A 23,091-nucleotide genomic window follows, 5' to 3' on the forward strand; every position below is an offset into this window, starting at 1 on the left:
GATGGCAGGACGAATGTCCGCACTCCAGCGGAGTATCCTGACGGTGCTGGCCGCTCTCGATGGAAAGCATCCGGGGCCGGTGGCCACGCGGGATATTGAGCGGCTGCTGGAGCAGGGTGGGGACGCCCCGGTTTACGGGCCTAACCTGCGCGCCTCCTGCCGCCGTCTGGAAGCAGCGGGCTGGCTGCGCACCCTGCGTGCACCGAACCTGCGGCTGGCCGTCGAGCTGACCGACGCGGGACGGGCGGTCGCCACCCCGCTGCTGACGGGCCTGCGCGATGAGGAAGAAAGGCGACGTCATGACGCGGAGCACCACGTACTGCCGGTACGGTACGCGCCGGACGCCGCCCCGGGATAACCATCGCGCTCGACGGCGTGGACTACGTGACCACCCGGGCAGCCTACGTGATCACCACCGCCGGGGAAGCGTACCTGCTGCTGCATGACGGGACCGGTCAGGGGCGCCGGCTTCGCGGCGATGCGGTGACCATCGCGAAGTGGTACAGCGCCTGCCACGAGGCCGGGCTGCCGACGCAGGTCCAGGTGAATGAGGAATAAACGGATGTGAATTTTCCCTTTACGCCAAATTTGTTTGCATTAGTGGCACGGGCCCGCACGGTGAAGCCGGCGGATGAGAATTTATATAGCGGAGAGATACGAATGACACAATCTGAGGGTGGTATCAGGTTGGTGGGGTGAAGGTGCCCCATCAACCATTAAATCCGTATACCCGAAGTTACTCAGGCCGGGATTGATGCAAGGCTGGCGCCCCTCCCGGACAGGAGGACTGACCGCGGGTTGTCGGTTAAAATTCTGAGTTATTCGGGTATTTTGTGAGATGCCTAGTTCAATATTTCTTATTATTATAACCTCTCGTTAAAATCTCATCAAAACTGAAATAAAAGGTGCTTCATCGAATGGACATCAATCCAAAGTCCGTCATTTATCTTGCGCCGGGTGAGACACTGCCCGGCCATACCAAAATCAGACCTGTTCCGGACAGGTACATAAAAGAATTGCAGGGGCTTCTGGATAAGCTCAACGTGCAGCACGGCACGGTGTTTCTGAAGTTAAAGCAACTTTATGCCTTCCTGACGCGATTTAATAAAGAATTTATCAGTACGTTCACTTCCTGTAATAAAGGATGTTCCTCCTGCTGCAAAATAGACGTGCAACTCACCGCTCTTGAAGCAGAATACATCAGCAGATCGAGCACAGTTCCCGCACGGGATAATCCCCTGACAACCGGACACGAAACTCAGTGCCCTTTCTTATCTGAGAAAGGGACCTGTACCATATACAACTACAGACCATTACTATGCAGGACTTATCACGTGCTTTCTGATCCAGCGTTATGTGCAGATCCCGATGCACCGGTTCTCCAGTACGGTTCACAAAACGCAGATATGGGAAATTATATTTATAAAACGATTGCCGAATGGGTCTATTTCCAGACGTTGCATACTACCGGAAAGCTGGACGTCAGGGACATCCGTGATTTCTTCCCGTATTCGCGTGGTGATGTTCAGGATTTTATTAAGCACAATCCTCCCCGGTCGTTCTGCTGAGTGAATCACAAAATCAGGCCCTTAACGCAGGCGTCATACAAAAGAATCAGGTGTGCTTCATCGCAGCTATTTCATCTCGAAGTGGCTTTATATACTGCTGGAAAACATTGCTGCGAAATCAGCTGACCGAATAAAATACGCACAACACACTGTCTCACAGACCGTTGGAAGTGGTCACACCATAAGCGACACCATGAGTGCTATAACTTAAAAAAGATAGCCGTTGAGGACGAACCAATCAGTTACCTTGCATAAACGGTTAAATTATGCTCTTAACGTACAATAATTTACGTTTCCCATACTGACCCCGTTATGTGCGGCTGCCGGTCAGCTGCATTTTACTTCATCCAGGAATAATGAATGGTTCATGATCGAGGTTCTACCTTAATCATCAGGGAAATCCAGTTGGAAAATGAGGATACCAGACACCATGATTACACGGCGATGCCGGGGATGCTTGAGGACGTCTGCAAAGACTACCGCAAACATTACGGAACTGATTTCAGTCAGCACTATTCTGCCGTGCAGAAACCCAGAATGATATGGTTTACCGCTCCGCCGGACGACGGGCAGCGGGCTGGCTGCGCACCCTGCGTGCACCGAACCTGCGGCTGGCCGTCGAGCTGACCGACGCGGGACGGGCGGTCGCCACCCCGCTGCTGACGGGCCTGCGCGATGAGGAAGAAAGGCGACGTCATGACGCGGAGCACCACGTACTGCCGGTACGGTCCGCGCCGGACGCCGCCCCCGGGATAACCGTCGCGCTCGACGGCGTGGACTACGTGACCACCCGGGCAGCCTACGTGATCACCACCGCCGGGGAAGCGTACCTGCTGCTGCATGACGGGACCGGTCAGGGGCGCCGGCTTCGCGGCGATGCGGTGACCATCGCGAAGTGGTACAGCGCCTGCCACGAGGCCGGGCTGCCGACGCAGGTCCAGGTGAATGAGGAATAAAATGGATATGAAATCTCTCCTGACGCCTGCTTTTCTTTTTCATTTACGGCACGGGCCTGCACAGTGAAGCCGGCTCACAGAGAACACCCCATCACAACAGGGAAGCAGAAAATATGTCTGAAATACAGAGTCACGCAGGCCAGCGCCAGCTCAGCTATTGCATTTGCCACGATCTGCTTCATTGTCGCCGCACTGTGCTACCGGGGCTTTGGCTACTGCCGGGAAACGCTGCAATGACATGAACTGCGGGATTAAAGACTGTTCAGAGGAAACAAAAGATGGGCATTTTTGACAAGCTCAGGTGTCTTAGCAATTAAGCTGACTGACTGCGGGAAAAGAAAAAGCCGCTCTTATCGGCGGCTCGGGTTTTCTCTGGTGTAATTCTCGCTTTCAGTCCTGATGTTATTAATAAATACCCCGGCCAGGGCATCACTGAACCAGAAATCCTGCGTAAGCAACCGGTACAGTTCTGCGACGGTCTGAGCATCCATTGGCCGTTTCCCGTCGCAGTAAATTAATGGGAATTTTTCAGCCAAAGCTGTCATACGGGCAGGAAGCAGACTGTGAGCCACATCCGGCGTCTCACCATACGGAAGATTATCCTGAGCCTGGCTCATGCCGATAATGTCAGTGCAGTGAACGTGTCTTTCTGCGAGCGCCCGGACAAGATCATTCGGAGTTTTGTAACTGACTGCTGAAGGTTCAGGCTTAACCCCCACGGTAACGTGCTGGCTGTCAACAACGCTGTTAATAAAGGTATCGGCCTGGTCAGCACTGACGATATTTGTGATGAACGTCTTTGACTGCTCTGCGCTGAAATTGAAGTCCAGCTGTAACACAGACCGCAGTCTGGTAAACCATGAATGCAAGTCATCTTCACTGAAATGGTCGGCAGCATCCATGAACGTGACGTTCTGCACACCGGCAAACAAAGAACCGGTTTTATCGGCCAGATTCTTGGTGAAATATTCGCACACTGTGTGGACAAACGTATCCCTGTCGCAGCAAACAACATCTTCTGATTTCAGCGAGGACAGAAACCGGTCAGCCTCATCTGCAATACCCTGCACGGGATTAAATGCGATGGCAGGATCGGTTAAATCAAACGTAACCACTCTGGATGTAAGGGGCATCCGCCCGTGCTCGGAAATAAACATATAGAGCTTTTCCACCGCGTCGGTGGCAGTCAGCCCCAGGGCATTCAGGTGACGCTCTGCGTTTTTTTTCAGTTCCGCGTCCAGGCGCACGGTGAGCATGACGCGTTTATTCCTGCTCATTCCGGTAATACCGGCCATTAGCCGCCCCCCCGCATAATTTCCTTTATGGACTCTTCCGGTGCCTCGTGGCTGAATTCTCCCCAGTAGCGTTTTTTTCCAGGGCCGTCCAGCACCTGAATAAAGGCATACAGTGTGTTCTGGCTGTTCGACAATATGCACTTACACACGGGGTTTGTGCTGTCACAGACCAGCCCATTGACTTCGACTCTGACCGACATAGCGTATTTTCCTTTTTCAATGCAACTGATGTTGCACATCTATTTGTACATCACTTTGTACATCACAGGCAAGTTGTTCACGTTTCCCTGTCGTTGCGGTTTTCCGGCAGAAGACGCAGCGGCGCACTTATCCCCAGTTTCTGTGGATAAGCCTGGATGTTGTGCCTGACTCAGCTGACCTGGACACAAGATGTAGTGAGCGGGCCTCTCCGGGCCCTGTCACCTTCCCCAGTTAATTTTGTTTTTATCGGTTATTTCGTTTTTTCCGCAACCCCGGTCAGGCGCAAAGGGTATTTTCCGCAGATAACGCAAAATGAAAATCATAGTGTGGAAATTCACGACGGGAACGGTTTCGTTCTGGTATTGCTTCATTTTGTTGGGCTTCAGACCCCTACTCCTATTGCTATAGGTAAGCCTGTTCAAAAAAGGCTTACCGTACAATAATTATTTATATCCAAACTGACCCTACCTGATCAGTCTTCTCTCCCCTGATGAGCCGATCAGCTTGGAAAAATAAACCAGTAGCAGGTATGCCAAACAGCCAGCGAAAATTGAATTCAGGGCCGGTACACCGTAAGTAACGTAATAACCCGTTAATGCACCAATCAGACTTGCAACAATTGCACTCCAGCCAAAGTTTTTTGTCTGCGAGTCATCAGGTAAATTGTTACTTCTTTTACTTTCATCCAGTACAGCCCTGTCGCTTTTAAGAAAAAAATAATCGATGAGCATCACTCCTATCACTGGAGGAAAAAGTATTCCTAGCAGGTTAAGAAAATCCACGAATCTGTCTAAAATACCTATTACTGACATCAATGTACCCACAACACCTATGAACAGTGTTAACACGACATAGGGAATTTTTCGTCCTGTAAACGCTTCAATAGCGTTGGCAATACCCAGAGAGGATGAATATAAGTTAATATCGTTTATCCTTAGCGTAGAAAAAACAACTACAATCAACCCAACCCCTCCTGTTACCTGTGACATAATAGTGACCACATCTGAAGTTTTGAGTATTACTGATATAAAAACAGCCAGCCCGTTTACGATATATTCACCCGCAAATATAGTCACAAGTGTCATAAGCATGACCTGCTTCCCACTGTTGTAATAACGCGTCAGGTCAGGTGTTATGAGGCTTGCAACTATGCTCCCCCCCACAACTAGCGTAATAGCGTCGCTGACAGAGAGGCTGTTACCTGCTTCTGATAGTGCAGCCAGCGCATTAGTGTTTTTCCCGGTCAGCAAAACTACGGAAATATACAATATGCAGATGGCAAATGCGGGAACGGCTATCCGTGCAGCATAACGCAGTGCTCTGAAACCAAATGAAACAATCAGCGTTAGCGAAAGTCCTGATATCGCTGCCGCCCAATGAAAGCCGAGATTGTTGCCAAGAGCATAATCCAGTGATTTGGCAAAGACTGAGTTCTGCACACCAAACCATCCAAGGAGGCTGACGGCTATTAACAGGCTGACCATTATGGATCCCATTTTGCCAAAACCGCACCAGCGTGCAAGCAGGCTTCCTGATATACCTTCCCGCATGCCTGCATAACCCAGCCCAAACGTTGCGATAAAGAAAACAAGGCTGCCGGCCGTGATTGCCAGAAAAGCGTTTGTATAACTCATGGAGTGCCCAATAACCGCGCCCAACATAAATTGATCAAGCGCAGTCAGCATACCCATATGTACCAACGCGACTCCCCAGAACGGCAAACGCGAAGTGACCGGAACTCTTTCAACAGAAAAATTTTCATACAAACTCATAAATGCTCCAGTCAGATAAATTTTATGCCTTTATTGATGGCAAACTCAGGGATATAGTTCTGCATATTTATATTTATACAGAATTCATGAAGAGCTGAAACTGAATTGACACCCGTTTTTCTATAGATGTTCTGTATTTTGTTATTAATTGTTTTCGTGGATAATCCAAGATGATTTGCCACTTCTTTCTGACTTAGGTTTTTAAGCAAATAAAAAATCAAATTCATTTCAGAACGTGTAAAATAGGACTGATCAGATACTGTATGCAGTACACCAGGTTTTTTATCACCAATACATACGTAAGGTGAAAGAGCTTTTATCTTTCTGGCGTTCCATAATGTACCAATGCATGCTCCACTGGCATCCCTAAAGGGTATTTTATCACTTATATAAGGATGCAATTCGTTTCTACCAAACCAGTAATCAGTTTCAATTACACTGACCATTTTTCCCTCTGATTCTGCTTTTCTGTCATGCTCAATAAATCCTTCTGCCTGTTCTGCCCAGGTTGCAGGAAATTCAAAATCAAGTTTTCCCTCAAGATCGAAAGTTGCCGGTGTAGAGGTATACATGCGCGCGCTTTTATTCATGAACAAATGTCTTGACTGGCAATCTTTTATCCCCCACGGTTCACAAAGGTTTTCGATCATTGAAATCATTATGGACAATGTATTCGCGCATACTCTTTGATATCGCATATTGACCTCTAGTTCCCAGCTTATTTACTTAAATTCTTTTGCCAGGTAATGACGCCTGAACTTATGCGCATATCCGGGCAGAGAGCCATACTCTTTATAACCGAGCTTTTCATAAAACGACTTGGCCTGAAAGTCGAACGTGTCAACATATGCCATGTGGCATCCTCGGTCTTTTGCCTCTGCTTCAGCTTTCAGCATCAATTCTTTTCCATATCCTTTACCCCTGATACTCTCAGAGATCCACAAATATTGTATTTCAAGCGCTCCCCACCATATCTGAGCTACCAGACCTCCCGCTATGTTGCCATTCTCACATGTGCAGTTCAGCTGGAACTGTTTAATTTCAATCGGATGGAAGTTAGCGTTATGACTCCAAAGTCCATCAGTAATAACGTTTTTTTCCTTCTGGGAGGGATTATTAATAGTTTTGATATTCAAAGTACGCTCCTCAAGTTTGTAACTGTATAATACGTAACATTATCTTTTGTATGTCGTTTTTTTAAACACATTTAAATTATTTTGTCAATATGGTGAGTAACCCCATTTACTTCATTAGATTTTAAACATATCTTTTTTAAAAACAGTCATATAGGATTATGGTGTTTGTTTTTCACACTTTTGTCAACTGATTGTTTCAAACAAAAATACTTCATTTAAGTTTAACTAAGTGTTTAGGTTATTGTTTAATGTTATTTAATAGCAATCCTTTTTTTTAATAAAATTCTATTTCTTAGATAGTTAGGTGGTTAATTCGATTTTTTATTATTTCTAATGAAATATATTTCGTTTATTTGGAAATTAACTATAAACATAATAATTAAAATTGATATATATAATTATTTTTATCGCGAGATAAAATTTCCCAGCTTAGGATTAGTTAATTTTTTTGATTTGTTAAATCCAGGGGAAACACCATTTATTTATACCCCTGAGAGGCTATTATGGTTGCAATCGAACCTAAACATTTTTCATCTCTAAACAGTTTTTTTCCCGAGCTTACTGCATTACAGTCCATGCAGGTGTGTATGCTTGCTTTTGGCAACATTACGATTAAAGATCTTGCTGAACACAGAGGTGTATCTGAGAATACAATAAAAGAATCCATGGATTCTGTGCAGAAGAAGTTGGGTGTTAATTCCATTAAAATGCTGAGGACTGTCGTTATAAGCCGCGTGTTACTGAAGCTTGCAATATCGGTGTCTGATGGGTGTTAATTTACGTGATTTTTTTGGTCTTTCTTGATAACACAATCCTACGTATCAGGAGTTGTATGCGGGAAGCCTCCAAAATTTTTGTGGGCTATCCTTACGGCTTGTGACAATGACAGTCTCTCAATTCAGAATTGGTGAACGGTTAGCGTCTCCAGCCCTGTTACTACCGCACAGACTGTCACCGGATTGACGCCTGTGCGTTGTCATCCCACCTTACCGGTTCAGAGTGCGTTGCGAAAACAACCCAGTTGACCTTCAAACCCCTTTTAGTAAAAACATAATCTTAATACGTTATCGAACTGTTGGCTTCAGCCCCCTAAATCAGCCAGACGGTAACGGAGATCACGGACAGCGCAAATATTGCTGTCGAACTCCAGGCAAACTGTGGCCAGAATGTTACCGCCAGCATCCCGAACCCAAGTATGAGCATTACCGGAATAAGGGTGCTGGCAAAATATCTGAGCTGCGTACGCAGCCATTTTCTTAAAAAATCGCTCATCTAATCATCCGCATAATGACTTCAGCGATATCACTGTCTTGACGAGGGGGGAGAAAATCGAAGCTCATTTCGGCTGATGACCGGCTCAACAATGAAATAGAGCATCTCCAGTTTTTCAGCATACAACTCATAATAATAACGGGGATTTCGCGCTCTGAGGCGGTCTGCTGTGTCAGCGGACTCCTGAACGTAGCCGTAATAACTGACGATAGTTACGGCGCCGAGCTGCATACGGTTTACCTGGTCGATGACGGCATCTTTCACGCCGCCCAGGGCTTTCTCCAGACGCACGGCTATTAAACTGTCAGCCTGAATTCTGGTAATGATGTCTGTATTGCTGATACATGGGGTCTGGCATCTGCTCATGCAAAAGAATTATGAAATATAAGTAGAAACAGAGGCTCTATCTATGCGCTGGCGCATGGAAGGCGGATCTCACAGTTTTCATTGATTATTGGCTTAGCATTGCAGTGTTTTCAGACTGGCGAGCAGTGCGCAGCCGGTCTTCTGAATGCCGCGAAGCGGCATGAAGGCGCCAGCGGGTGCTGAATATGTCACTGTTGCTGAATGGCGCCGTAACCCGGCGAAGCCGGTTACAGCTTTGAAAGGTTTTACCAATCCATCCCCCCACCCTGCCAAGCTATACCCACTTACAGCCATTAAAATTTAATAGTGCGCCGTCGGAGTGGTCACGACAAGGCGTAGCCGTAGTCGGGGCGTATCTCCGCGTTATGCGGGCCGAAGGGCCGCTTACGGGCGTGTATTCCGATGCCATCACGACGCCTGCTGAAGCGACACTTGCGTTTAGTTACAACACCCGATTATAAAGCCACTCTGTTCCGGGCCACTGGCCCGGGGTGGCGGGGCTTTGTATTGGTCACTGTTTTCCCGTGTTTTCGCGGTGTCAGCTTCGACAGTATTAACCTTGCCCCGGCTTGCCGGGGTGCTACCTTGCCGGCACCTTACGCTCGGTCGACGGATCATCCTGGCCCATGTCGCTTGGCATGCGCATCGGCATCTTCCAGCGACCAGCGGGCGCTACAACCACAGACCAGAAAAACAGCACCGGCAGGCTCAACACCAGTGTGGCGGGCCATACGACGCCCGAACCCACGGATACCAGCATCCCCCAGGCCAGCGTGCTGGTTTCACACAGCACGTCGATGAGCCACGATCGGCCCGCGTACCGATTGACGCGGGCGCTGTCGAGCGCTGAATTATTCTCTGTCATGACCATCTCCGCTCAAAAAGTCCGCCAGCGCCGCCGAAGAGCTCAGCACGCTCTGCGGCACGTAGCGCCCGTCGTCTGAAATCGTCCAGGGGGTGCCCGGAAGACGATAGGCACGGAAGGCTACTTCGTTGACGCCAATCGCCCCACGAGCCGTTTCCGCCTGCTTCTCATCTGTCACCGCCGCCGCGTTCTGCGAACCACCAGGGACGCCGATGCCGGCGTCGGCCGCAAACAGTTTTTTCCAGGCGGCGGGACGTTCAGCCTCCGGCAGCGCCATCACCGGCGTCAGCCTCTTCAGCGAAACCTCGCGGCCTTCAATGGTGACCGGGAACATAATCACGTTGACGGTACCGGACACGGTTTCAAAGTGGCGCTCCATGCGCTGGCAGTTCGGGCATGCAGGATCAGCAAACACATACAGCGTCCGCGCGTGACCGGAGGACAGCGGAACGGTGAACAACCCGCGTGACGCTGCTTTTTTGAGCCTGTCGGGAAGCCCGGCGCGGGCGGCGGGCGGCAGGGTCCAGCCATCCGAAGGTGGACTCGCCGGTGACGGTGTAGGTCGCGGAACGGATTTCCCGGGCTGAATTACCCGCCCACTCTGTTCATCAGGTCCCTCTGTGGCCCCCTGTTGCAGATTCAGTGCAGGAGCATTGCCTGCAAATGGGATGCCCGCGTCGGCCTGCCGGGTCTGAGTTACCTGCGACATCCAGGCAGCAAGCGCCAGTGCGACGATTGCGATGCCCGTGGCAAACATGCGGATGCCTTTTTTTCTGGCCTCCCGCGCCTGCAACGCCCCGGTAATGCAGGTGAGCAGTTGCGGGGCATCGTCGCCCCGGTACAGCGGGGTCAGCGCATCATGGGAGTTCTGCGCATACAGGCCGTCGCCGTGTACCACGAACCAGGGAAGCGCCGTCAGCATGCAGGTGAATAACGGCTCGTGCCTGCGGCTGGCCGTCAACAGCCCGCCAGTTATATCAGCCTTAAACAGGCCTTTTCTGCGTAAAAAGTTCATACTGCTATCCCTTATCAGCGCGCGCCGGCGCCGTCAGAAAATTCGTCTTCGCCCTCACTGGGCAGATAAAGCGCATCCGGGAACGGCATTTCGCGCAGTCGCTTCACACGTTTCGGCCTTATGTCGCGCGGGTAAACAAGGCCGAGTGACTCGAGCTCAAGCTGAAGACCATCTACCGCCTCATCGGTCATCAGCGGTGGGCGAGGCAGGCCAAGCTTTGCTGCCATCTGCTCCGCTCGCGCCTGCGCCACAACACCGGCCCCCTCCACGAACACTTTGGCGGTGTCGGCGGTGTGCAGCCCGTACCACAGGGTGCGGTCGCAGCCTTTCAGCCAGCGGAACCGCGCAGGAGGGAGGCGGAGGTCGCGTCCGTAAAGTCCGGCCAGCGCGGAGCGTACCGTTCCGTGCATTTTCAACCACTCGCTGACGCCGGGGCTTGCCAGCACGCTCGCAACCTTTGACTCTGAGACCCGCCAGTCAGGCACGCTGCGAAATTCAGGTGCCCTGAAGAACCGCCGCTTCATGCACGAACGGTTGAGAGCATCCAGCAGCCTGGTGGCGGCCTCTCGATTGCCGCTAAACACCTGTAGGCCAAACACGGCCAACAGGGCGCGCTCGTGCGGCTGCCACTGCTCGGGGGGCGTTAATGCCGGTCCCGTCTGCGCGTCAAACAGGGCAGTGGCCGCCTCCCGGTCAAGCATTCGGCGGCTGATCAGGCGGTGCTGCTCAGCAAACTCCTCGGGCTTAAGCGCCCAGGCATTTTCCGGCGTCGTGTCGTTCATCAGGCCATCCCCGCGATGCCCTGCCAGAACGGGGATAACCGAGGGGGCGAACGTGGCCATCACGCGGGGCAGTGAATGAATGTCGATTGCCCGCCTGCTGCGAAAACCCTGCGCCGGATGACGCGCCAGCGCCCAGCTGGTCACGGTGATTAGTGGCAGCATGGGTACAAACAGGATGCCTGCCGTGTGGTTCATGACGTCCCGCCATTGGCTGAATCCAACCGACTCTGCGCCGTTGCTCGTCACCGCCAGCAGATTGATACGCTCCGCCGCGTAACGATGAATGTGCGGGAAATCGGCAAAGCGCCACAGCCAGTAAAGACACCAGCAGCTCCAGCGCACAAAGTCGGCAAAAAAGAGCCAGCAGAGCAGAAGCACCAGGCAAAACGTCATCAGCACCATTGCAGACTCGTTACTGCCGGTGGCATTCGGGTGATAGGTATTCATGAAAGAATTTCCGGAAGCGGTGGCGGCCACAAGGCTCACCGGACTACAGAAAAGAAAACACCGGCAGGAGGCCGGTGTCAGGGGAAAGAAGTCAGTATGTCAGGAAGAATCAGTTACAGGCCTGAGGCACCACCACGTCGTGTTCAAACTCAACAAAGCGGCTCTGGATACCCACGTGGAGTGGCCAGGGCTCCTTTGGGAAGGATTCCACGTAGCTGTTATGACTCATCGCACCGAGGGTGTTGAACAGCTCTTTTGCTACGGTAGGATGCACATTAATACTCAGCACCGGCACCTCAGGGATTTTGGTATTGATACGCAGCGTACTGCCTTCCAGCTCGCGTTCTGTCCAGTCACGCATGGTGAGGCCAATGACGTCCACAAAGCCCTTTTTCACCATGTGGATGTACAGAATGTTGCCGGACCTGATATCGATACCCAGGTATTTACCGCGACCCGCATCCATCACCTGATGCTGCTTAAGCGGGCTGAAACGTTCCTTACTGGTAAGTAGAACGACTATCTTTTTAAGCTGACGCCGGCGGGATACTTTACCGTAATGGCGATAAGCCAGAGGTACAATTAAAGCAATCCAAACCAAAACGAAAAAACCAGCCATACCAGGATCATCATGACCTCCCGGTTGTTTACCCAGATAAATCATAATGCTAGCTGCGGCAAAAAAGATTAGACACGGCAGCGCCAAAAAATAGTAAACAAACCTTACTACAAGCCACATGTTTTCAGCTTTTGAATCATGACGTTGTACTGATTTCATGGCATCCTCCTGCCGCACTCTCTCTGATTAAATTATACGCACAACTGTAGATAAAGCCAGGTATTATTACTGAATTCCATCTTCTTTCGGCGTGCCGCTGTTAGGTGATTTTTGTAATCCTGGAACCCTGCGCGCCCCCCCGCCAGCAGCCGCAAACATTCCTTTGACGTCATCAACCAGTCCGCCCATGATACCGGCCATCCCCGCACCGCCCAGGAAGGTGATGACATAATCAGCCAGCGTGGCCAGCAGGCCGAATACGCGTGTTACGCCGAAGGTCGCTGCCCGTGCGTAAATCAACAACCAGCCAATCATTTTCGCAAGGCCCATAATTGAGTCAGCATTTGCGTTGGCCAGTGCGGTCCCGAACAACAGATTGAGAAGTGTGCCTCCGGCCATCACGGCTACTGATGCAAAAAAGAATCCCAACACCATGAGTGACGGACGCAGCATCATATCTATCATGAAGATATAACCATACGCACTGCGACTGCCCTTATCTTCCTCAGCGCCCAGATGTGTCGCAGACCACATCGGACCGGCTGCACATCCGACCATGACGCTGACCAGCCAGTTAAATACGCCAACCATCCAGTACAGGAACGGTACCGCTGGCAGAAATACCGCCAGCGAGAATCCTATTGCGAACAGCAGTAACATCAGAAAATAAAAAGGCGGTGAGAGTTCTGTCAAAACATCTTTAACGACAGCCCCCGGATTGATGAAAAGCAGACCTCCAATTTTTCCTAAAACTGAATTATCTGCAGTGGATGCTGCCGCCAAAGTAAGCGTATAAGCGGCGAGGGCAGTTTCAGTAGCACCTAACGTGTAGTCACCAATTGTTTGCATCTTGATAAGTGGATTTACCTGATGCGAAAAGTCTGCATCAGTACCAATTTCGTTTGTAGCTATCGTGTTTGTGATTTTCTGCATTGGGCTTCTGTAGAAACTCACGAATACCGCGTCCGGGTCAGTTACGTTAAGTGCAGATCCATCATCTTTCGCCGTTTGAGATCCCAAAGGAGCAGTGTAGGTGCTGTTCTGCACCTGTGAACGGTAGGCCGTAAACACCTGCTGGTACAGGTCACCCGTGCCGGTTTCGCCGTGCAGACTTGGGCCGGATGTAACCGGTGTTGCGTTGGCCACCTCGTTTGTCTTGCTGTTGGCCGTCGCAAAGGTGTTATACCAGGCACCCAGCGAAATCCAGCCGTACGTCTTCAGCTGCGTCGTCAGCTGGCTCTGCAACGAATCCTTATAGTTCAGCTGATTCAGTGCGTTATTGACCGTAGTTTCATACGCGGCTGCCGCGTTCTGAATGGTAGTTTCCGGGTCTGTAAGGGTGCCGGTATCCTTGTCGCGTCGGTTCAGATAGCCCTCAACGTAGGCCTGCGCGGCGGCGTCAAGCGTGGACTGCATCGTGTCCAGCGCGCCCCGCGACGCTGTGGTGACGCTTGCCGTATTTACCGCCGAACCGAACAAACTGTCCATCATGCCGGATGACGGCTCAGGGATACGGGCCGTGCCGCAAATCGCGCTTCCGTTGCCGGTGGTGTAGTCGCCATTCCCGCCCTTTGTTTCCATCAGCGCCGTGCGCGCCTGCCCGTCCTGGTAGAGCGAGGATAGCTCACTGTTGGTGGCGTACTTGCACAGGTTCATCTCGAAAACCGCGCGCGCCGCCGAGCGCGTGGAGGGAGCCGTAGGCTGCACGACCAGCGACATGCCACTGCTTATCATGTCTGCTGCCTTATCGGTGAACAAATTCGCGCTGCCTATGCCCATGGTTGAGGCCGCCCACAACATCACCAGCTGTGACAGCGACCACCCGGATGCGGTAGGAATAAGCGTTATAAAGCCGGCAAAACTCATTACAGGATGTAGTGCGCTGCGGCCGACGCTAAACACCTTGCCATCCTGCCCGCCCTTAAAAAGCGTTTTCAGTGTGACGATAAGGAACCACACCAGGGCCACAGCGCACAACACGCCGTTCAGCAACGCAAACAGCGAGCCGATAAGCGTGATCTGTCCGGGCTGAAACGGCGTGAGAACCACATCACCAAATATCATCACCAACGCCTGGCGGGAAAGGTCGCCCGTTTTGCTGGCAGCATCGCTGATGGTCTGGTAGTCCACGCCATCGGCAAACGCCGGGCAGGACGCGGCGCACAGCAAAGCCGCCGCCTGAATTTTTTTCAGTAGCTTCATGTTTTACCTGCGGGTCAGGGGCTGACCGGATGGGGAGTTAAGAAATGGCTTACGGCTGAGTCAGTTCGTTCATTTCAGCAGGGCAACACTCTAAAAACGGTTATTTAACGTACTGCCAGACATGCTTCGGTACGCGGTCAAACAGCTTGCCTGCGACGAGTTCTGCTTTGCGATGGTCATAGGCCTGTGTCATTACAAATTCTTCTGCGGCATCTGCGGTATAACTCAGACGTTCGTAAACCTTCTCAAGTGTTTCCAGCGTCTGGTACCGCCGGAACTTCAGTAGCCATTCAATGCGTGTCATGTTGTTTCCATTTTTTTAAAGAATTAAATAAAACCGGCAATTCTTTCAGAAATCAGCAAATGCGTACCCACACAAAAAGGACGCTCACCGCCAGCCCGGCGCCCACAATAATTAGCAGATACCGTCGTAACATCAGCATCGCTTCCGCATCAGACTGGGCTTCTTTTTGCACTGTAAGCAGCAGCTCTATGGCTGACTCCAGCAAAACGATACTGAGAGCCTCAACGCTTTGCTGTTGTGCCGTAAAAACTTCGTGTTCCCGGCTGGCCCGGCATGCGCATTGCAGCAGAGTTAAAACAGTCTCCTTCCGTTGCCCAATACGCGCCCCATCCAGCAGAGTGATCACCTGAATGAGGAGCTGTTTGAGCTTTTCATTTGTCATTAACATTTACTCCCTGACTCAGGCCACCGGTCATGACCATCCGCCACCAGGTTGTTTCCTCAAGGAAGGCATGAAAACTTCCGTTCTCTGACACCGATACCCTTTTTTCCGTCAGCTGCCACAAGCGATAACTTGTTGCCAGTGCCTGCACGAAGCCGGTGACCGACAGCAGACTGAGCACGAGTATCACGCAGCCAACGCGCAGCCAGCCCGTGCCGCCGATGCTACCCCCGGCCGCGACCAGCATCAGCAGAAAACCCATAACGGGAAGGCCAGTGAGCCACATCATTCCCCACCAGACCCAGCGACTGATGCGTAAATTACGCCCGATACGTTCAGGTGTGAGACCACTGTCTGCCACCGCCTGTAACCAGTCATCGGGCCGGTAATCACCAGCAGCGCCCCGGGCCGTCACTTCCCGGATCCGCTGCCACAGGCGCGAGACATTGCGTCCCACATGGCGGCTCAGGCTGGACACCTCCCATGCTGGTAGAAAGAAATTCAGAGCAATCCAACCCACGAGCCTGGGCGTGATGCGGGCAGGCTTCTCGCCGCCATTCTGAGCGGCGCGGTCGTCATCTTTCACAGGGCATCTCCTTCCGCAGTCAGGACGGGTTCAACTAGCGAAAAAGTTACATTATGAAGCGCTGCCATCGACTGAAGGGCGCTAACCAGAAAACCGTACACAGACGTCAGGTCCTCACTTTCCATGCAGCGAATGTCGGGCGTCAGGAAGATGACCTGTCCCGGCCGCCGGCGGAACGTGCTGAGTCTGAGCCCCACCGCACCGGTAAATGTCTCAGCCACGTGGGGATGGTGAAAAATTTCCATACGGTTACGGATGGCCAGAACCGACTCGCTGGCGCCCTCGAGTGTAAGAAGTGCGCGAGCCGTTTGCAGCGCCGGGTGGTAAGGATACTGGCGGCTCCATCGCGCGATCGTGCTCCAAAGGTCACCGGCCCAGAGCTGTCCGGAAAGTGCACCAAGCCCGGCTGAGTGTCCGATGAAATGCCCCGTATCGTCGGCAAAGGCCATGACGCTCGTCATGAGGCGCCGCGTCAGGACACTGTGCCGGTCTGCCGGAAACAGCGCGGTGGCCAGCCGTTCGCTGCCATCCGAGGCGCGAACATGGCGCATCGCAGCCATCACGTCCCAGACATCGCCCTCCTGCGTCTGCCCGGGAGCCAGTCGCCACGCCTGCCACAAATTTTTCCAGTAGGGTGCCTGCCAGAAGACCTCCCACAGCGCACCGCAGGGGTCCAGCACCAGCACCGGCCCGTGGCCCGAATCCAGCAGGGAAAATAGCGCGCCGGCGTCCGGCGCGAAGGTACCGCTTCTTGTCATGGAATACTCCGGAAGTTTTACTGTGCGCTGACGCCAGCGCTCATCTGCGAAGACAATGCCTGTAGCTGCGGGCTGTATTCGGCTTTGGCCGCCAGAGCCAACTGCTGGCCATTGATAATATTGGCCTGACGTAGCTCATTTTTAATACCCAGAGCCAGCCAGTTAGCCAGACTCTGCTGACGTGCCATTTCACGCACCAGGTTGTCGCCATCCATAGACTGTAGATCCGTAATCCATGCGGTATTGGCGTAACGGCGCCCCACTTCATAGGCTTCGAACTCACGCTCGCTCATCGTGCCGGTTTGCTTTGCCTGGGCTGATGCCGTCTGCTGAAAGTAGCTTTCCGCCGACGCTGACTGACGCGCTTCGGTGAGTGCCGCCTGCGTGGCGTCCTGCGGCTGGCTCGCCGCCACCATATCCAGCTGCGGCTGCATTGCAGCACTCTGCATAGCCTTATACTGCGTAAGCAGGCCCTGATATTCCTGACCGGTGGCGGTCTGAATTTCGCCCTTTCCCGGTGTTCGTCCGGCATCAAGCTTCGCCGAATTTTTCACGTAGGCCATGGCCGCGTCCGTCTGTGCCTGGGTAAAAGTGAGTTCGGGTTCTTTACCCACATCCCCTGCCCCGTCGTAGAGCGAACGCGCCTCGGTATCACCGCCCGGAAATGCCGAGACAGACGGGCACAGGCCGGTGCCGCCGTAAAGCTTCGCCTCCTCCGCCGTACAGTACGCCGCATGTATAAATGCGCTTCGATAACCACCCTGTCGTGGTGAAATGGGCAGGCTTTCCAGCGTTTCGCGCACGGCTGCACTCGATACGCCCCCGCCGCCCGCAAGCTTTGATGAAACTGCGCGTGTCGCCTGACTCACCTGCGCCGCAGTGCCTGAGAATGACTCGCTACATATGCTGTCCGGCACCGTATAGGATGCCCGCGCTTTTTCCAGACGATCTGTCTGCCGGTTAAAGTTATCGGCCTCTCGCTGGGTGCGCGCGACTTCGGTGATAGCAGTGGTGGTTTTATCCACAGACTGCACTACCGCAGTGCCGGTTTCAGTTTCAGCCGTAAGAATTTCACCCAGCGTGAGCTGCATGGTTTTCAGAGCTGGCATTATCTGTGTCTCAACGGGAACACTGCTCATTACCTCAACGTCATAAGCCATTGCTTCAGGTGAAAGTGCTATCAGAATCCAGGAAGCCAATAGCAGATACCCCTGGGGATACTTCAAGGTCCGGTTAATCATTCAATAACTCCGTTAGAATCAGAGGTCATAGCCCTGTTTACTGATGAGTTCATTTGCCAGCGCCCGTATGACGTTCTCTCCCCGTTCATCTCCGGCTGTCCGGCGGCGATGTTCGATGACCTTCTCCGCCGTGCCGTTCGGGAAGAATCGTCCAAGGATGCGGCGGGACGCATCGTCACCAACATCAGCATCCAGCATGCGGCGCAGCGACATATCCACCGGGGTGGTACTGTGCCCCCACAGTTCCTCCGGTCCCACCGTATTTTTCATGATATGAGCAATGGTGCTGCCCCCCTTAATGCGGAAGATGCCGAGGAAGGGCACGCCACTGCCGTCGGCCGACGGGCCGCTGCCCATACGATCAAAGCGGTCCAGCGTGGCATCCGGCACCTTAAAGCGTTTTTTCAGTATTTCGCGATCTTCCGGGTCGACGCCAACCATATATACGGAGTTCGCTGAATCACGAAGCGCCTCGGGCATGTCGCGGAAGTATTGCGAGGCCAACACCGTACGCACGCCAAATTTACGCTGCTCGCGGTCGGCGGTTTCCAACATCGGGAAAATAAAGGGGACGCCTTTGGCGTTGTGAAGCTCGTCGTACTGCTTTGTTTTGACCTCCTGATCGAGCTGTTCCACACGAGCACGATGCAGGGCATGCCATCGCTCGTGCAGCGCCGGGAAAAGCTCGTCCTGATATTGCGGTAGCACGAAATCTCCCCCAGCGATGTGGCCGGCGAACAGGTACATCATGCCGGTCTGTAAGTACCCTGCCTTCGACTTGTCACCGGCCACATGCTGAATATCAACGGTAATCACGCGCGCCTTTGGACTTATCATAAAAAGCGTGCGTCCTGCAAACATCTGGTACTGTCCACAGGCGTCGCGCAGGCAACGGGCGATGTACTCAATCAACGCCTCGCTGCTGCCTTCGCGTTCGATTTCACCATACATGCTTTTATAATCCGTGCTGAGCAGGCGCGATGGCATGTCAGCAAGTTCTGGCACCGCCTGGAACTGCGCCCGCTGCGCCGCGTCCGTATGTCCCGCATCTTGAAGCAGGTCGCGCACTTAGTACCAGGTGGCATTTTCCTGGTATTCAGGATGCACCTCCCAGATGGCAGCGATCTCCAGCGCCCGGTCAACTTCCGGCACCAGACCGGGCTCGTAACGGCGTGGCTCCTCGCGACAGGCCTTAAACGAGTCCCTTACCAGACGCCGCAGGATGATAGGCGTATCGCGGCTGTTGGGCGGCACACCCGTGCTGGGATCTATGCAAAGTGCGCTAAGCGCATTCTCAATAAACTCCGATTCGTAACTGAGTGGTCCCCGTAGACCCAGCTGAATATCAAACAGGTTGCGACAGTGCTTCGGATCGTTGCGCAGGATAATGCTCAGCACCTCGTCCTGGCGCTCTGGCGGCAGAGCACTCCGTAGTATGGACACCATACCCAGTCCGCTGAACCCTTTTTCAATACCTGCGAAGAACGGTAATTGCTGCTGTGCGCACATGGACAAAATGATGGGCTGGCGGTTGATGAATACCGACTTACCGCCTCCGGACTCGCCTGCCACAATGTTGGTTTTCTTCGTCTGGTTAGACGCCGCCAGCGCCACCGGCATCAGCTTGCCATCAGATGACACGAACAGTGCATCCCCCTCCTCACCCCAGGCCGTTGTTGGTCGGGTGAGCGGCATCAGGTTAAGCGCCTCAGACAGGGGTGGATACATCAGGCACGGCCCGCTTGCCGCTGAAGCCGCCGTAAGCGTGGCCACCCAGGCGCGTACCGGATCTCCAAAGGTCTGGGTCACGCCACAAATCCCCCATGAGGTCAGCGCCTGTTGCAGCAACGTCAGGTTACGCGTTACCGTCTCGGGCGAATCTCCCCAGGTCGCAGCGGTGATGGTCATCACGCAAACCGGTTCGTGCATCTCGCGCTGTTCGAGCAGTGAAATCGACTGGAAGATGGACTTCAGGCCAGGCACCCACTCGGTAAAGCTCAGTACGAAATGCTTACCGCCCAGCCGACGCATCCCGCCCGGCATCAGGTCCTGACGGATGCGGAACGGCACGCTGCGCGGGATAAGTTCGCGCAGCCTGGCAAAGCTCTGCGGATTCTGCGGGCCGAGTTCCACGGCCACCGTTCCGTGCCACACTCCGTTAATTTTCAGCAGGTTGTTGCGTATCTCCTGAACGCCTGCCCCCATAACCTGAAATTTCAACCAGGGTGCCAGCAGCGCTGTCGCGTCAGCCCCCTGCCGTAACCCGTGGGGGAGAATGCGATCGTCCGGCAGCAGCGGCTGCCAGCAACTTCCGGTACCAGGGTCCGTTTGCGTGCGCAGCACGCGCCCCGCCTCGTGAGCGTCGATACGGCGCATCAGAACACCCTTTCCGCTGTCACCGAGCGCCCGCTCCACCTGGGAGAGAAAGGCATCATGGCGGATTTTCAGTCCAGCAAGCTCGGTCAACAGCGGATTCTGTCCGAACGCTGCCGGAGGGCTTGCGTTGACCAGCTCGCTGAGGCGCGCATTTTCATCACGCAGCTCGTGCCCGGCGAGCACGCTCCGCCCGGTATAGCATACGAGCCAGGTGCGTTCGCGGTTCACCCATGGCGCGAGCTTTTTCACCTGTTCATGGAGCAGATACTGCAACTTCAGCCCTGTGCGCTTCAGGGACTGATGTTGTGGCCTGAGCAGCCGTCGGATTTCACTCACTCCGCCTGCCGGATCGCATTCGTGGACGATACTGATGCGGTGTCCCGTATAGCGGTAGTGTGCGGTCAGCGTCTCGGTCATGCGCTGAAGACGCCCCTGCCAGGCGTCATCGTGCGAGGCGGCCTGATTTTCGTCTGACTCGCGGTAGCTACCGGCTATCTCAAATACAGAAAGGTAGTCACCGTTGTGAGTAACCATGATATAGGGTGCGTTCAGCTCAGGATGACGGATGCGGTCATCTTCCGTCAGGCGCACCACGGTCTCCAGGTCGCAGTAGTCGGGCAGGTCGCGGGACACGGCAAAGCGCGTTACGGCGGTAATAATTTCTTCAATCCAACGGATGAGGGGGTTTGGCATACAGGTCGCTCCGGATGTAAGTGTTCCAGGCCGGGGTGTGCACGGCTTTCGCGGCGGTGCGCCCCAGTGGCAGCAGCAGTGTCAGGTCGCTGAATACGTCAGCGGGCAAAATAAGTACGCAGCCTTCCAGCCGCTGCTGTAACGTTTTGCGCTTTGCAGGTGGGAGCCGCTTAAAGGCAGCTGCGAACTCCGGCGCCCGCGAGGTGCCCCACATACCCTCTACCTCACGCGCGTGGCGGGCGAGCCAGTTCCAGAGCTTCCGTGACGCTTTACGCACGGCTTTGCTGTCGCTGTACTGACCGATGAGTGCGCGTCGCTGCAGGTTAATGATGTCGGCCGGCGGCGCATCAGGTAGCCAGACCAGTTGCCCGTGGGCAGCGGTGGGACTGTCGAGATTCAGGGTCAGCCAGCAGAGTGTACAGAGCGGCTGCACGTCAGGTCCCGTCCAGAGTCGCTGCGCATACGTGCCGCAACAGCGGCATGAAGAACCGGTCTCAACAGATACGGGCTTTGGCGGGCAATCCTCACCGCTGACGTCCGGCGCGAGCGGCAGCAGACCGCCTGAAAGGGCAGATGAATGGTGTTCAAGCATAGGGGTACTCACAGATCAGGCCTGACATGACAGGTTGACGTCAGACAGTTTCACGATATACGCAGAGGTGCAGCGACGGTGATGCCGTGATACGGACAATGCGTTTGTTCAGTTCGCTTTGACATCCGCTTTCGTCCATTGCGGCCAGCCCGTATTTGGCTGTACGCCGCAGGTTGCCACCTGCCCCTTCACGGTTGCCCCGGCTCCCTGACTCCAGGCCTTGCCGTCCAGCCAGCAGACGCCGGTCTGGGCGCTCCGGTTAAGCTGTATGAGGATTTGCTGCAGGCGACTGTCGATAATCTGCACGGTGGCATCCAGCTTTTCGAGTTTCTCACTGACGTCAGCGTTTCCGACCGGCTGACTGGCCGACGCACCAGCACACAGCCCGGCAGATAATGAGAGCGCAATAAACAAGTGGAATAAAGTTTTCATCATGAAGTTCCTGATTAGTGCTGAAAAAAAGGGAAAAACTGCCGCCCGCAGGCGGCAAGCGTAATTAACTAACCGTGACCGGTTGCAGGCCAATCTGCGTCATGCCACGTTTGATGAATTCTGGTATACCCAGGGCCATGAGACCAACGCAGATGGCCGTGATAATCATCCAGGGCTTGATCTGCGGGTTGCTCTTCATCCCCTTGATGGAAAGGAGCCCACCGACGACGACAAAGAAACCGACTACCTGGATAATAGTAATCCCACTTGTCTGGAAAGATTTCGCACCATCCGCTCCGTTTTTAGCCATGCCTGCCAAATCATCGCCGTCTGCCAGGGCCATCGGAGAGATAAGTGACATCCAGGCGCAGACTCTGCGCTGAATGAACTGACGAAGGGTTTCAGACAGTATGAAGGCGCAGGTGAAGGCCACGCGGTAAAAGCGAGTGAACATAGTATTTTCCTTTTAAAAAATGGCCGGATGGCCCGTTGAGTTTGTCCGTATGGACGTAAAGCTGGGCGACGGCTTTAAAGCCGCCCGAGACTTTTCTGTAGAGCGTCAAGCAGGTAGGGGTTACACGCGAGCATCACGCCGATGATAAATTTCACGGTGCCTTTGTTGACGTCATCGCCCGCCGTCAGGCCGGTATGGCCGTCTTTTCTTGCACGGCGCCACAACAAAGTGCCGGAGAGAGCAAACCACACGCCGATCATACGCAACAGACTGAGCAGAGCGTTCGCCGCTACCGCCCCCTGCCCGAAGGTGCCCTGGTCGACGTAGCTGATGGCATCAAAGGAAACCTGCCAGCCCACCTGACGCGCACCCGCGCCAATAAGCTGATCCAGCCCCACCAGACAGCCACACAGCAGTATCCACGCCACCACGGCGCCGCCGCTCACCGACTGCCCGGGTGCCTTGCGTGCAAGCCAGGAGTGACGGGCCAGGAAGCTGCCTGCACCCAGCACGCCGAACAGCGACCCCAGCGTCAGAGCAAGATCAGTGAATGCCCCCTGTAGCCCGGTGGCCAGATTAGAGAGCATCTGAATGCCGTCAAGAGAACCGTTCATGACG

Annotated in this window: 26 protein-coding genes and 1 pseudogene; 4 read left to right on the forward strand and 23 right to left on the reverse strand. The window is 53.7% G+C overall.

Annotated features, from left to right (window positions below):
- The first annotated feature begins 1 nt into the window (after window position 1).
- The 3 genes and pseudogenes from AC3RPL_RS09750 (at window position 2) to AC3RPL_RS09760 (ending at window position 2,524) form a co-directional block, all read left to right on the forward strand.
- Window positions 2–558: pseudogene (locus AC3RPL_RS09750) on the forward strand (hypothetical protein).
- A gap of 359 nt (window positions 559–917) precedes the next feature.
- On the forward strand, window positions 918–1,568 hold the full coding sequence (locus AC3RPL_RS09755; RefSeq protein ID WP_490739850.1) for a YkgJ family cysteine cluster protein: 651 nt from the start codon (window positions 918–920) through the stop codon (window positions 1,566–1,568).
- Between the two features lie 542 nt (window positions 1,569–2,110).
- Window positions 2,111–2,524, forward strand: coding sequence for a hypothetical protein (locus AC3RPL_RS09760; protein ID WP_490739851.1), 414 nt, complete (start codon window positions 2,111–2,113; stop codon window positions 2,522–2,524).
- A gap of 350 nt (window positions 2,525–2,874) precedes the next feature.
- Here the strand turns inward: AC3RPL_RS09760 and AC3RPL_RS09765 are convergent, their stop codons facing one another.
- The 5 genes from AC3RPL_RS09765 to AC3RPL_RS09785 form a co-directional block, all read right to left on the reverse strand.
- A complete protein-coding gene (locus tag AC3RPL_RS09765; protein ID WP_490739852.1) occupies window positions 2,875–3,801 on the reverse strand; it encodes a hypothetical protein in 927 nt (308 codons plus the stop codon).
- Between the two features lie 17 nt (window positions 3,802–3,818).
- A complete protein-coding gene (locus tag AC3RPL_RS09770) occupies window positions 3,819–4,019 on the reverse strand; it encodes a hypothetical protein (RefSeq protein WP_490739853.1) in 201 nt (66 codons plus the stop codon).
- Window positions 4,020–4,484: 465 nt separating this feature from the next.
- Window positions 4,485–5,792: a purine-cytosine permease family protein gene (locus AC3RPL_RS09775; RefSeq protein ID WP_490739854.1), complete on the reverse strand. Its 1,308-nt coding sequence runs from the start codon at window positions 5,790–5,792 to the stop codon at window positions 4,485–4,487.
- An 11-nt stretch (window positions 5,793–5,803) separates the two neighbouring features.
- Window positions 5,804–6,490 carry a helix-turn-helix transcriptional regulator gene (locus AC3RPL_RS09780; protein ID WP_490739855.1) on the reverse strand — a complete coding sequence of 229 codons (687 nt, stop codon included), beginning with the start codon at window positions 6,488–6,490 and terminating at the stop codon, window positions 5,804–5,806.
- Between the two features lie 24 nt (window positions 6,491–6,514).
- Window positions 6,515–6,928: a GNAT family N-acetyltransferase gene (locus AC3RPL_RS09785; RefSeq protein WP_490739856.1), complete on the reverse strand. Its 414-nt coding sequence runs from the start codon at window positions 6,926–6,928 to the stop codon at window positions 6,515–6,517.
- A gap of 503 nt (window positions 6,929–7,431) precedes the next feature.
- Between AC3RPL_RS09785 and AC3RPL_RS09790 the strand changes: the two genes are divergently transcribed.
- Complete coding sequence (locus AC3RPL_RS09790) at window positions 7,432–7,704, forward strand: helix-turn-helix transcriptional regulator (RefSeq protein ID WP_490739858.1); 273 nt, start codon at window positions 7,432–7,434, stop codon at window positions 7,702–7,704.
- Between the two features lie 313 nt (window positions 7,705–8,017).
- Here AC3RPL_RS09790 and AC3RPL_RS09795 read toward each other — a convergent pair whose 3' ends face one another.
- From AC3RPL_RS09795 to traQ, 18 genes are all read right to left on the reverse strand, one after another.
- Window positions 8,018–8,200 carry a hypothetical protein gene (locus tag AC3RPL_RS09795; RefSeq protein WP_490739859.1) on the reverse strand — a complete coding sequence of 61 codons (183 nt, stop codon included), beginning with the start codon at window positions 8,198–8,200 and terminating at the stop codon, window positions 8,018–8,020.
- Between the two features lie 30 nt (window positions 8,201–8,230).
- Window positions 8,231–8,566, reverse strand: a complete 336-nt coding sequence (locus AC3RPL_RS09800; RefSeq protein ID WP_490739861.1) for a hypothetical protein — start codon at window positions 8,564–8,566, stop codon at window positions 8,231–8,233.
- 580 nt (window positions 8,567–9,146) lie between these two features.
- The gene (locus AC3RPL_RS09805; protein ID WP_490739862.1) at window positions 9,147–9,431 is read right to left on the reverse strand and encodes a hypothetical protein; all 285 of its coding nucleotides are present in this window, start codon (window positions 9,429–9,431) and stop codon (window positions 9,147–9,149) included.
- Window positions 9,418–10,446 carry a thioredoxin fold domain-containing protein gene (locus AC3RPL_RS09810; RefSeq protein ID WP_490739864.1) on the reverse strand — a complete coding sequence of 343 codons (1,029 nt, stop codon included), beginning with the start codon at window positions 10,444–10,446 and terminating at the stop codon, window positions 9,418–9,420. Before AC3RPL_RS09810 ends, AC3RPL_RS09805 begins: the two co-directional genes overlap by 14 nt.
- Before the next feature lie 14 nt (window positions 10,447–10,460).
- The gene (locus AC3RPL_RS09815) at window positions 10,461–11,675 is read right to left on the reverse strand and encodes a secretion/conjugation apparatus DotM-related subunit (protein ID WP_490739866.1); all 1,215 of its coding nucleotides are present in this window, start codon (window positions 11,673–11,675) and stop codon (window positions 10,461–10,463) included.
- Between the two features lie 109 nt (window positions 11,676–11,784).
- Window positions 11,785–12,453, reverse strand: a complete 669-nt coding sequence (gene excA, locus AC3RPL_RS09820; RefSeq protein WP_490739867.1) for a plasmid IncI1-type surface exclusion protein ExcA — start codon at window positions 12,451–12,453, stop codon at window positions 11,785–11,787.
- A gap of 66 nt (window positions 12,454–12,519) precedes the next feature.
- Window positions 12,520–14,655: a DotA/TraY family protein gene (locus AC3RPL_RS09825; protein ID WP_490739868.1), complete on the reverse strand. Its 2,136-nt coding sequence runs from the start codon at window positions 14,653–14,655 to the stop codon at window positions 12,520–12,522.
- Between the two features lie 100 nt (window positions 14,656–14,755).
- A complete protein-coding gene (locus AC3RPL_RS09830; protein ID WP_490739869.1) occupies window positions 14,756–14,959 on the reverse strand; it encodes an Hha/YmoA family nucleoid-associated regulatory protein in 204 nt (67 codons plus the stop codon).
- A gap of 52 nt (window positions 14,960–15,011) precedes the next feature.
- Window positions 15,012–15,341 carry a hypothetical protein gene (locus AC3RPL_RS09835; protein WP_490739870.1) on the reverse strand — a complete coding sequence of 110 codons (330 nt, stop codon included), beginning with the start codon at window positions 15,339–15,341 and terminating at the stop codon, window positions 15,012–15,014.
- Window positions 15,331–15,927 (reverse strand): conjugal transfer protein TraX, encoded by a 597-nt coding sequence (traX, locus tag AC3RPL_RS09840; RefSeq protein ID WP_490739871.1) that lies wholly within the window; start codon window positions 15,925–15,927, stop codon window positions 15,331–15,333. The genes AC3RPL_RS09835 and traX overlap by 11 nt, the downstream gene beginning before the upstream one ends.
- A complete protein-coding gene (locus AC3RPL_RS09845) occupies window positions 15,924–16,685 on the reverse strand; it encodes a prepilin peptidase-dependent protein (RefSeq protein WP_490739872.1) in 762 nt (253 codons plus the stop codon). The genes traX and AC3RPL_RS09845 overlap by 4 nt, the downstream gene beginning before the upstream one ends.
- A gap of 17 nt (window positions 16,686–16,702) precedes the next feature.
- Window positions 16,703–17,884, reverse strand: coding sequence for a conjugal transfer protein TraW (gene traW, locus AC3RPL_RS09850; RefSeq protein WP_490739873.1), 1,182 nt, complete (start codon window positions 17,882–17,884; stop codon window positions 16,703–16,705).
- Window positions 17,885–17,944: 60 nt separating this feature from the next.
- Window positions 17,945–18,931, reverse strand: a complete 987-nt coding sequence (locus tag AC3RPL_RS09855; protein WP_490739874.1) for a hypothetical protein — start codon at window positions 18,929–18,931, stop codon at window positions 17,945–17,947.
- A gap of 63 nt (window positions 18,932–18,994) precedes the next feature.
- Entirely contained in the window at window positions 18,995–20,995 is a 2,001-nt protein-coding gene (locus AC3RPL_RS09860; RefSeq protein WP_490739875.1) for a hypothetical protein, read from the reverse strand.
- Entirely contained in the window at window positions 20,967–21,599 is a 633-nt protein-coding gene (locus tag AC3RPL_RS09865) for a conjugal transfer protein (protein WP_490739876.1), read from the reverse strand. Before AC3RPL_RS09865 ends, AC3RPL_RS09860 begins: the two co-directional genes overlap by 29 nt.
- 96 nt (window positions 21,600–21,695) lie before the next feature.
- Window positions 21,696–22,019, reverse strand: a complete 324-nt coding sequence (locus tag AC3RPL_RS09870) for a hypothetical protein (RefSeq protein WP_490739877.1) — start codon at window positions 22,017–22,019, stop codon at window positions 21,696–21,698.
- Window positions 22,020–22,083: 64 nt separating this feature from the next.
- Window positions 22,084–22,473, reverse strand: coding sequence for a DUF6750 family protein (locus AC3RPL_RS09875; RefSeq protein ID WP_490739878.1), 390 nt, complete (start codon window positions 22,471–22,473; stop codon window positions 22,084–22,086).
- Window positions 22,474–22,547: 74 nt separating this feature from the next.
- A complete protein-coding gene (gene traQ / locus AC3RPL_RS09880) occupies window positions 22,548–23,087 on the reverse strand; it encodes a conjugal transfer protein TraQ (RefSeq protein WP_490739879.1) in 540 nt (179 codons plus the stop codon).
- Window positions 23,088–23,091: the final 4 nt, after the last annotated feature.

The organism is Erwinia papayae (assembly GCF_058241465.1).

Excerpts from the sequence above, each read along its gene's own strand:
- AC3RPL_RS09775 (WP_490739854.1), bottom strand. The coding sequence starts at position 5,792 with ATGAGTTTGTATGAAAATTTTTCTGTTGAAAGAGTTCCGGTCACTTCG.
- AC3RPL_RS09780 (WP_490739855.1), bottom strand. The coding sequence starts at position 6,490 with ATGCGATATCAAAGAGTATGCGCGAATACATTGTCCATAATGATTTCA.
- AC3RPL_RS09755 (WP_490739850.1), top strand. The coding sequence starts at position 918 with ATGGACATCAATCCAAAGTCCGTCATTTATCTTGCGCCGGGTGAGACA.
- AC3RPL_RS09805 (WP_490739862.1), bottom strand. The coding sequence starts at position 9,431 with ATGACAGAGAATAATTCAGCGCTCGACAGCGCCCGCGTCAATCGGTAC.
- AC3RPL_RS09790 (WP_490739858.1), top strand. The coding sequence starts at position 7,432 with ATGGTTGCAATCGAACCTAAACATTTTTCATCTCTAAACAGTTTTTTT.
- AC3RPL_RS09815 (WP_490739866.1), bottom strand. The coding sequence starts at position 11,675 with ATGAATACCTATCACCCGAATGCCACCGGCAGTAACGAGTCTGCAATG.
- AC3RPL_RS09835 (WP_490739870.1), bottom strand. The coding sequence starts at position 15,341 with ATGACAAATGAAAAGCTCAAACAGCTCCTCATTCAGGTGATCACTCTG.
- AC3RPL_RS09845 (WP_490739872.1), bottom strand. The coding sequence starts at position 16,685 with ATGACAAGAAGCGGTACCTTCGCGCCGGACGCCGGCGCGCTATTTTCC.
- AC3RPL_RS09870 (WP_490739877.1), bottom strand. The coding sequence starts at position 22,019 with ATGAAAACTTTATTCCACTTGTTTATTGCGCTCTCATTATCTGCCGGG.
- AC3RPL_RS09770 (WP_490739853.1), bottom strand. The coding sequence starts at position 4,019 with ATGTCGGTCAGAGTCGAAGTCAATGGGCTGGTCTGTGACAGCACAAAC.
- AC3RPL_RS09800 (WP_490739861.1), bottom strand. The coding sequence starts at position 8,566 with ATGAGCAGATGCCAGACCCCATGTATCAGCAATACAGACATCATTACC.
- AC3RPL_RS09825 (WP_490739868.1), bottom strand. The coding sequence starts at position 14,655 with ATGAAGCTACTGAAAAAAATTCAGGCGGCGGCTTTGCTGTGCGCCGCG.
- AC3RPL_RS09795 (WP_490739859.1), bottom strand. The coding sequence starts at position 8,200 with ATGAGCGATTTTTTAAGAAAATGGCTGCGTACGCAGCTCAGATATTTT.
- AC3RPL_RS09875 (WP_490739878.1), bottom strand. The coding sequence starts at position 22,473 with ATGTTCACTCGCTTTTACCGCGTGGCCTTCACCTGCGCCTTCATACTG.
- AC3RPL_RS09830 (WP_490739869.1), bottom strand. The coding sequence starts at position 14,959 with ATGACACGCATTGAATGGCTACTGAAGTTCCGGCGGTACCAGACGCTG.
- AC3RPL_RS09810 (WP_490739864.1), bottom strand. The coding sequence starts at position 10,446 with ATGAACTTTTTACGCAGAAAAGGCCTGTTTAAGGCTGATATAACTGGC.
- AC3RPL_RS09860 (WP_490739875.1), bottom strand. The coding sequence starts at position 20,995 with ATGCCAAACCCCCTCATCCGTTGGATTGAAGAAATTATTACCGCCGTA.
- AC3RPL_RS09765 (WP_490739852.1), bottom strand. The coding sequence starts at position 3,801 with ATGAGCAGGAATAAACGCGTCATGCTCACCGTGCGCCTGGACGCGGAA.
- traQ (WP_490739879.1), bottom strand. The coding sequence starts at position 23,087 with ATGAACGGTTCTCTTGACGGCATTCAGATGCTCTCTAATCTGGCCACC.
- excA (WP_490739867.1), bottom strand. The coding sequence starts at position 12,453 with ATGAAATCAGTACAACGTCATGATTCAAAAGCTGAAAACATGTGGCTT.
- AC3RPL_RS09760 (WP_490739851.1), top strand. The coding sequence starts at position 2,111 with ATGGTTTACCGCTCCGCCGGACGACGGGCAGCGGGCTGGCTGCGCACC.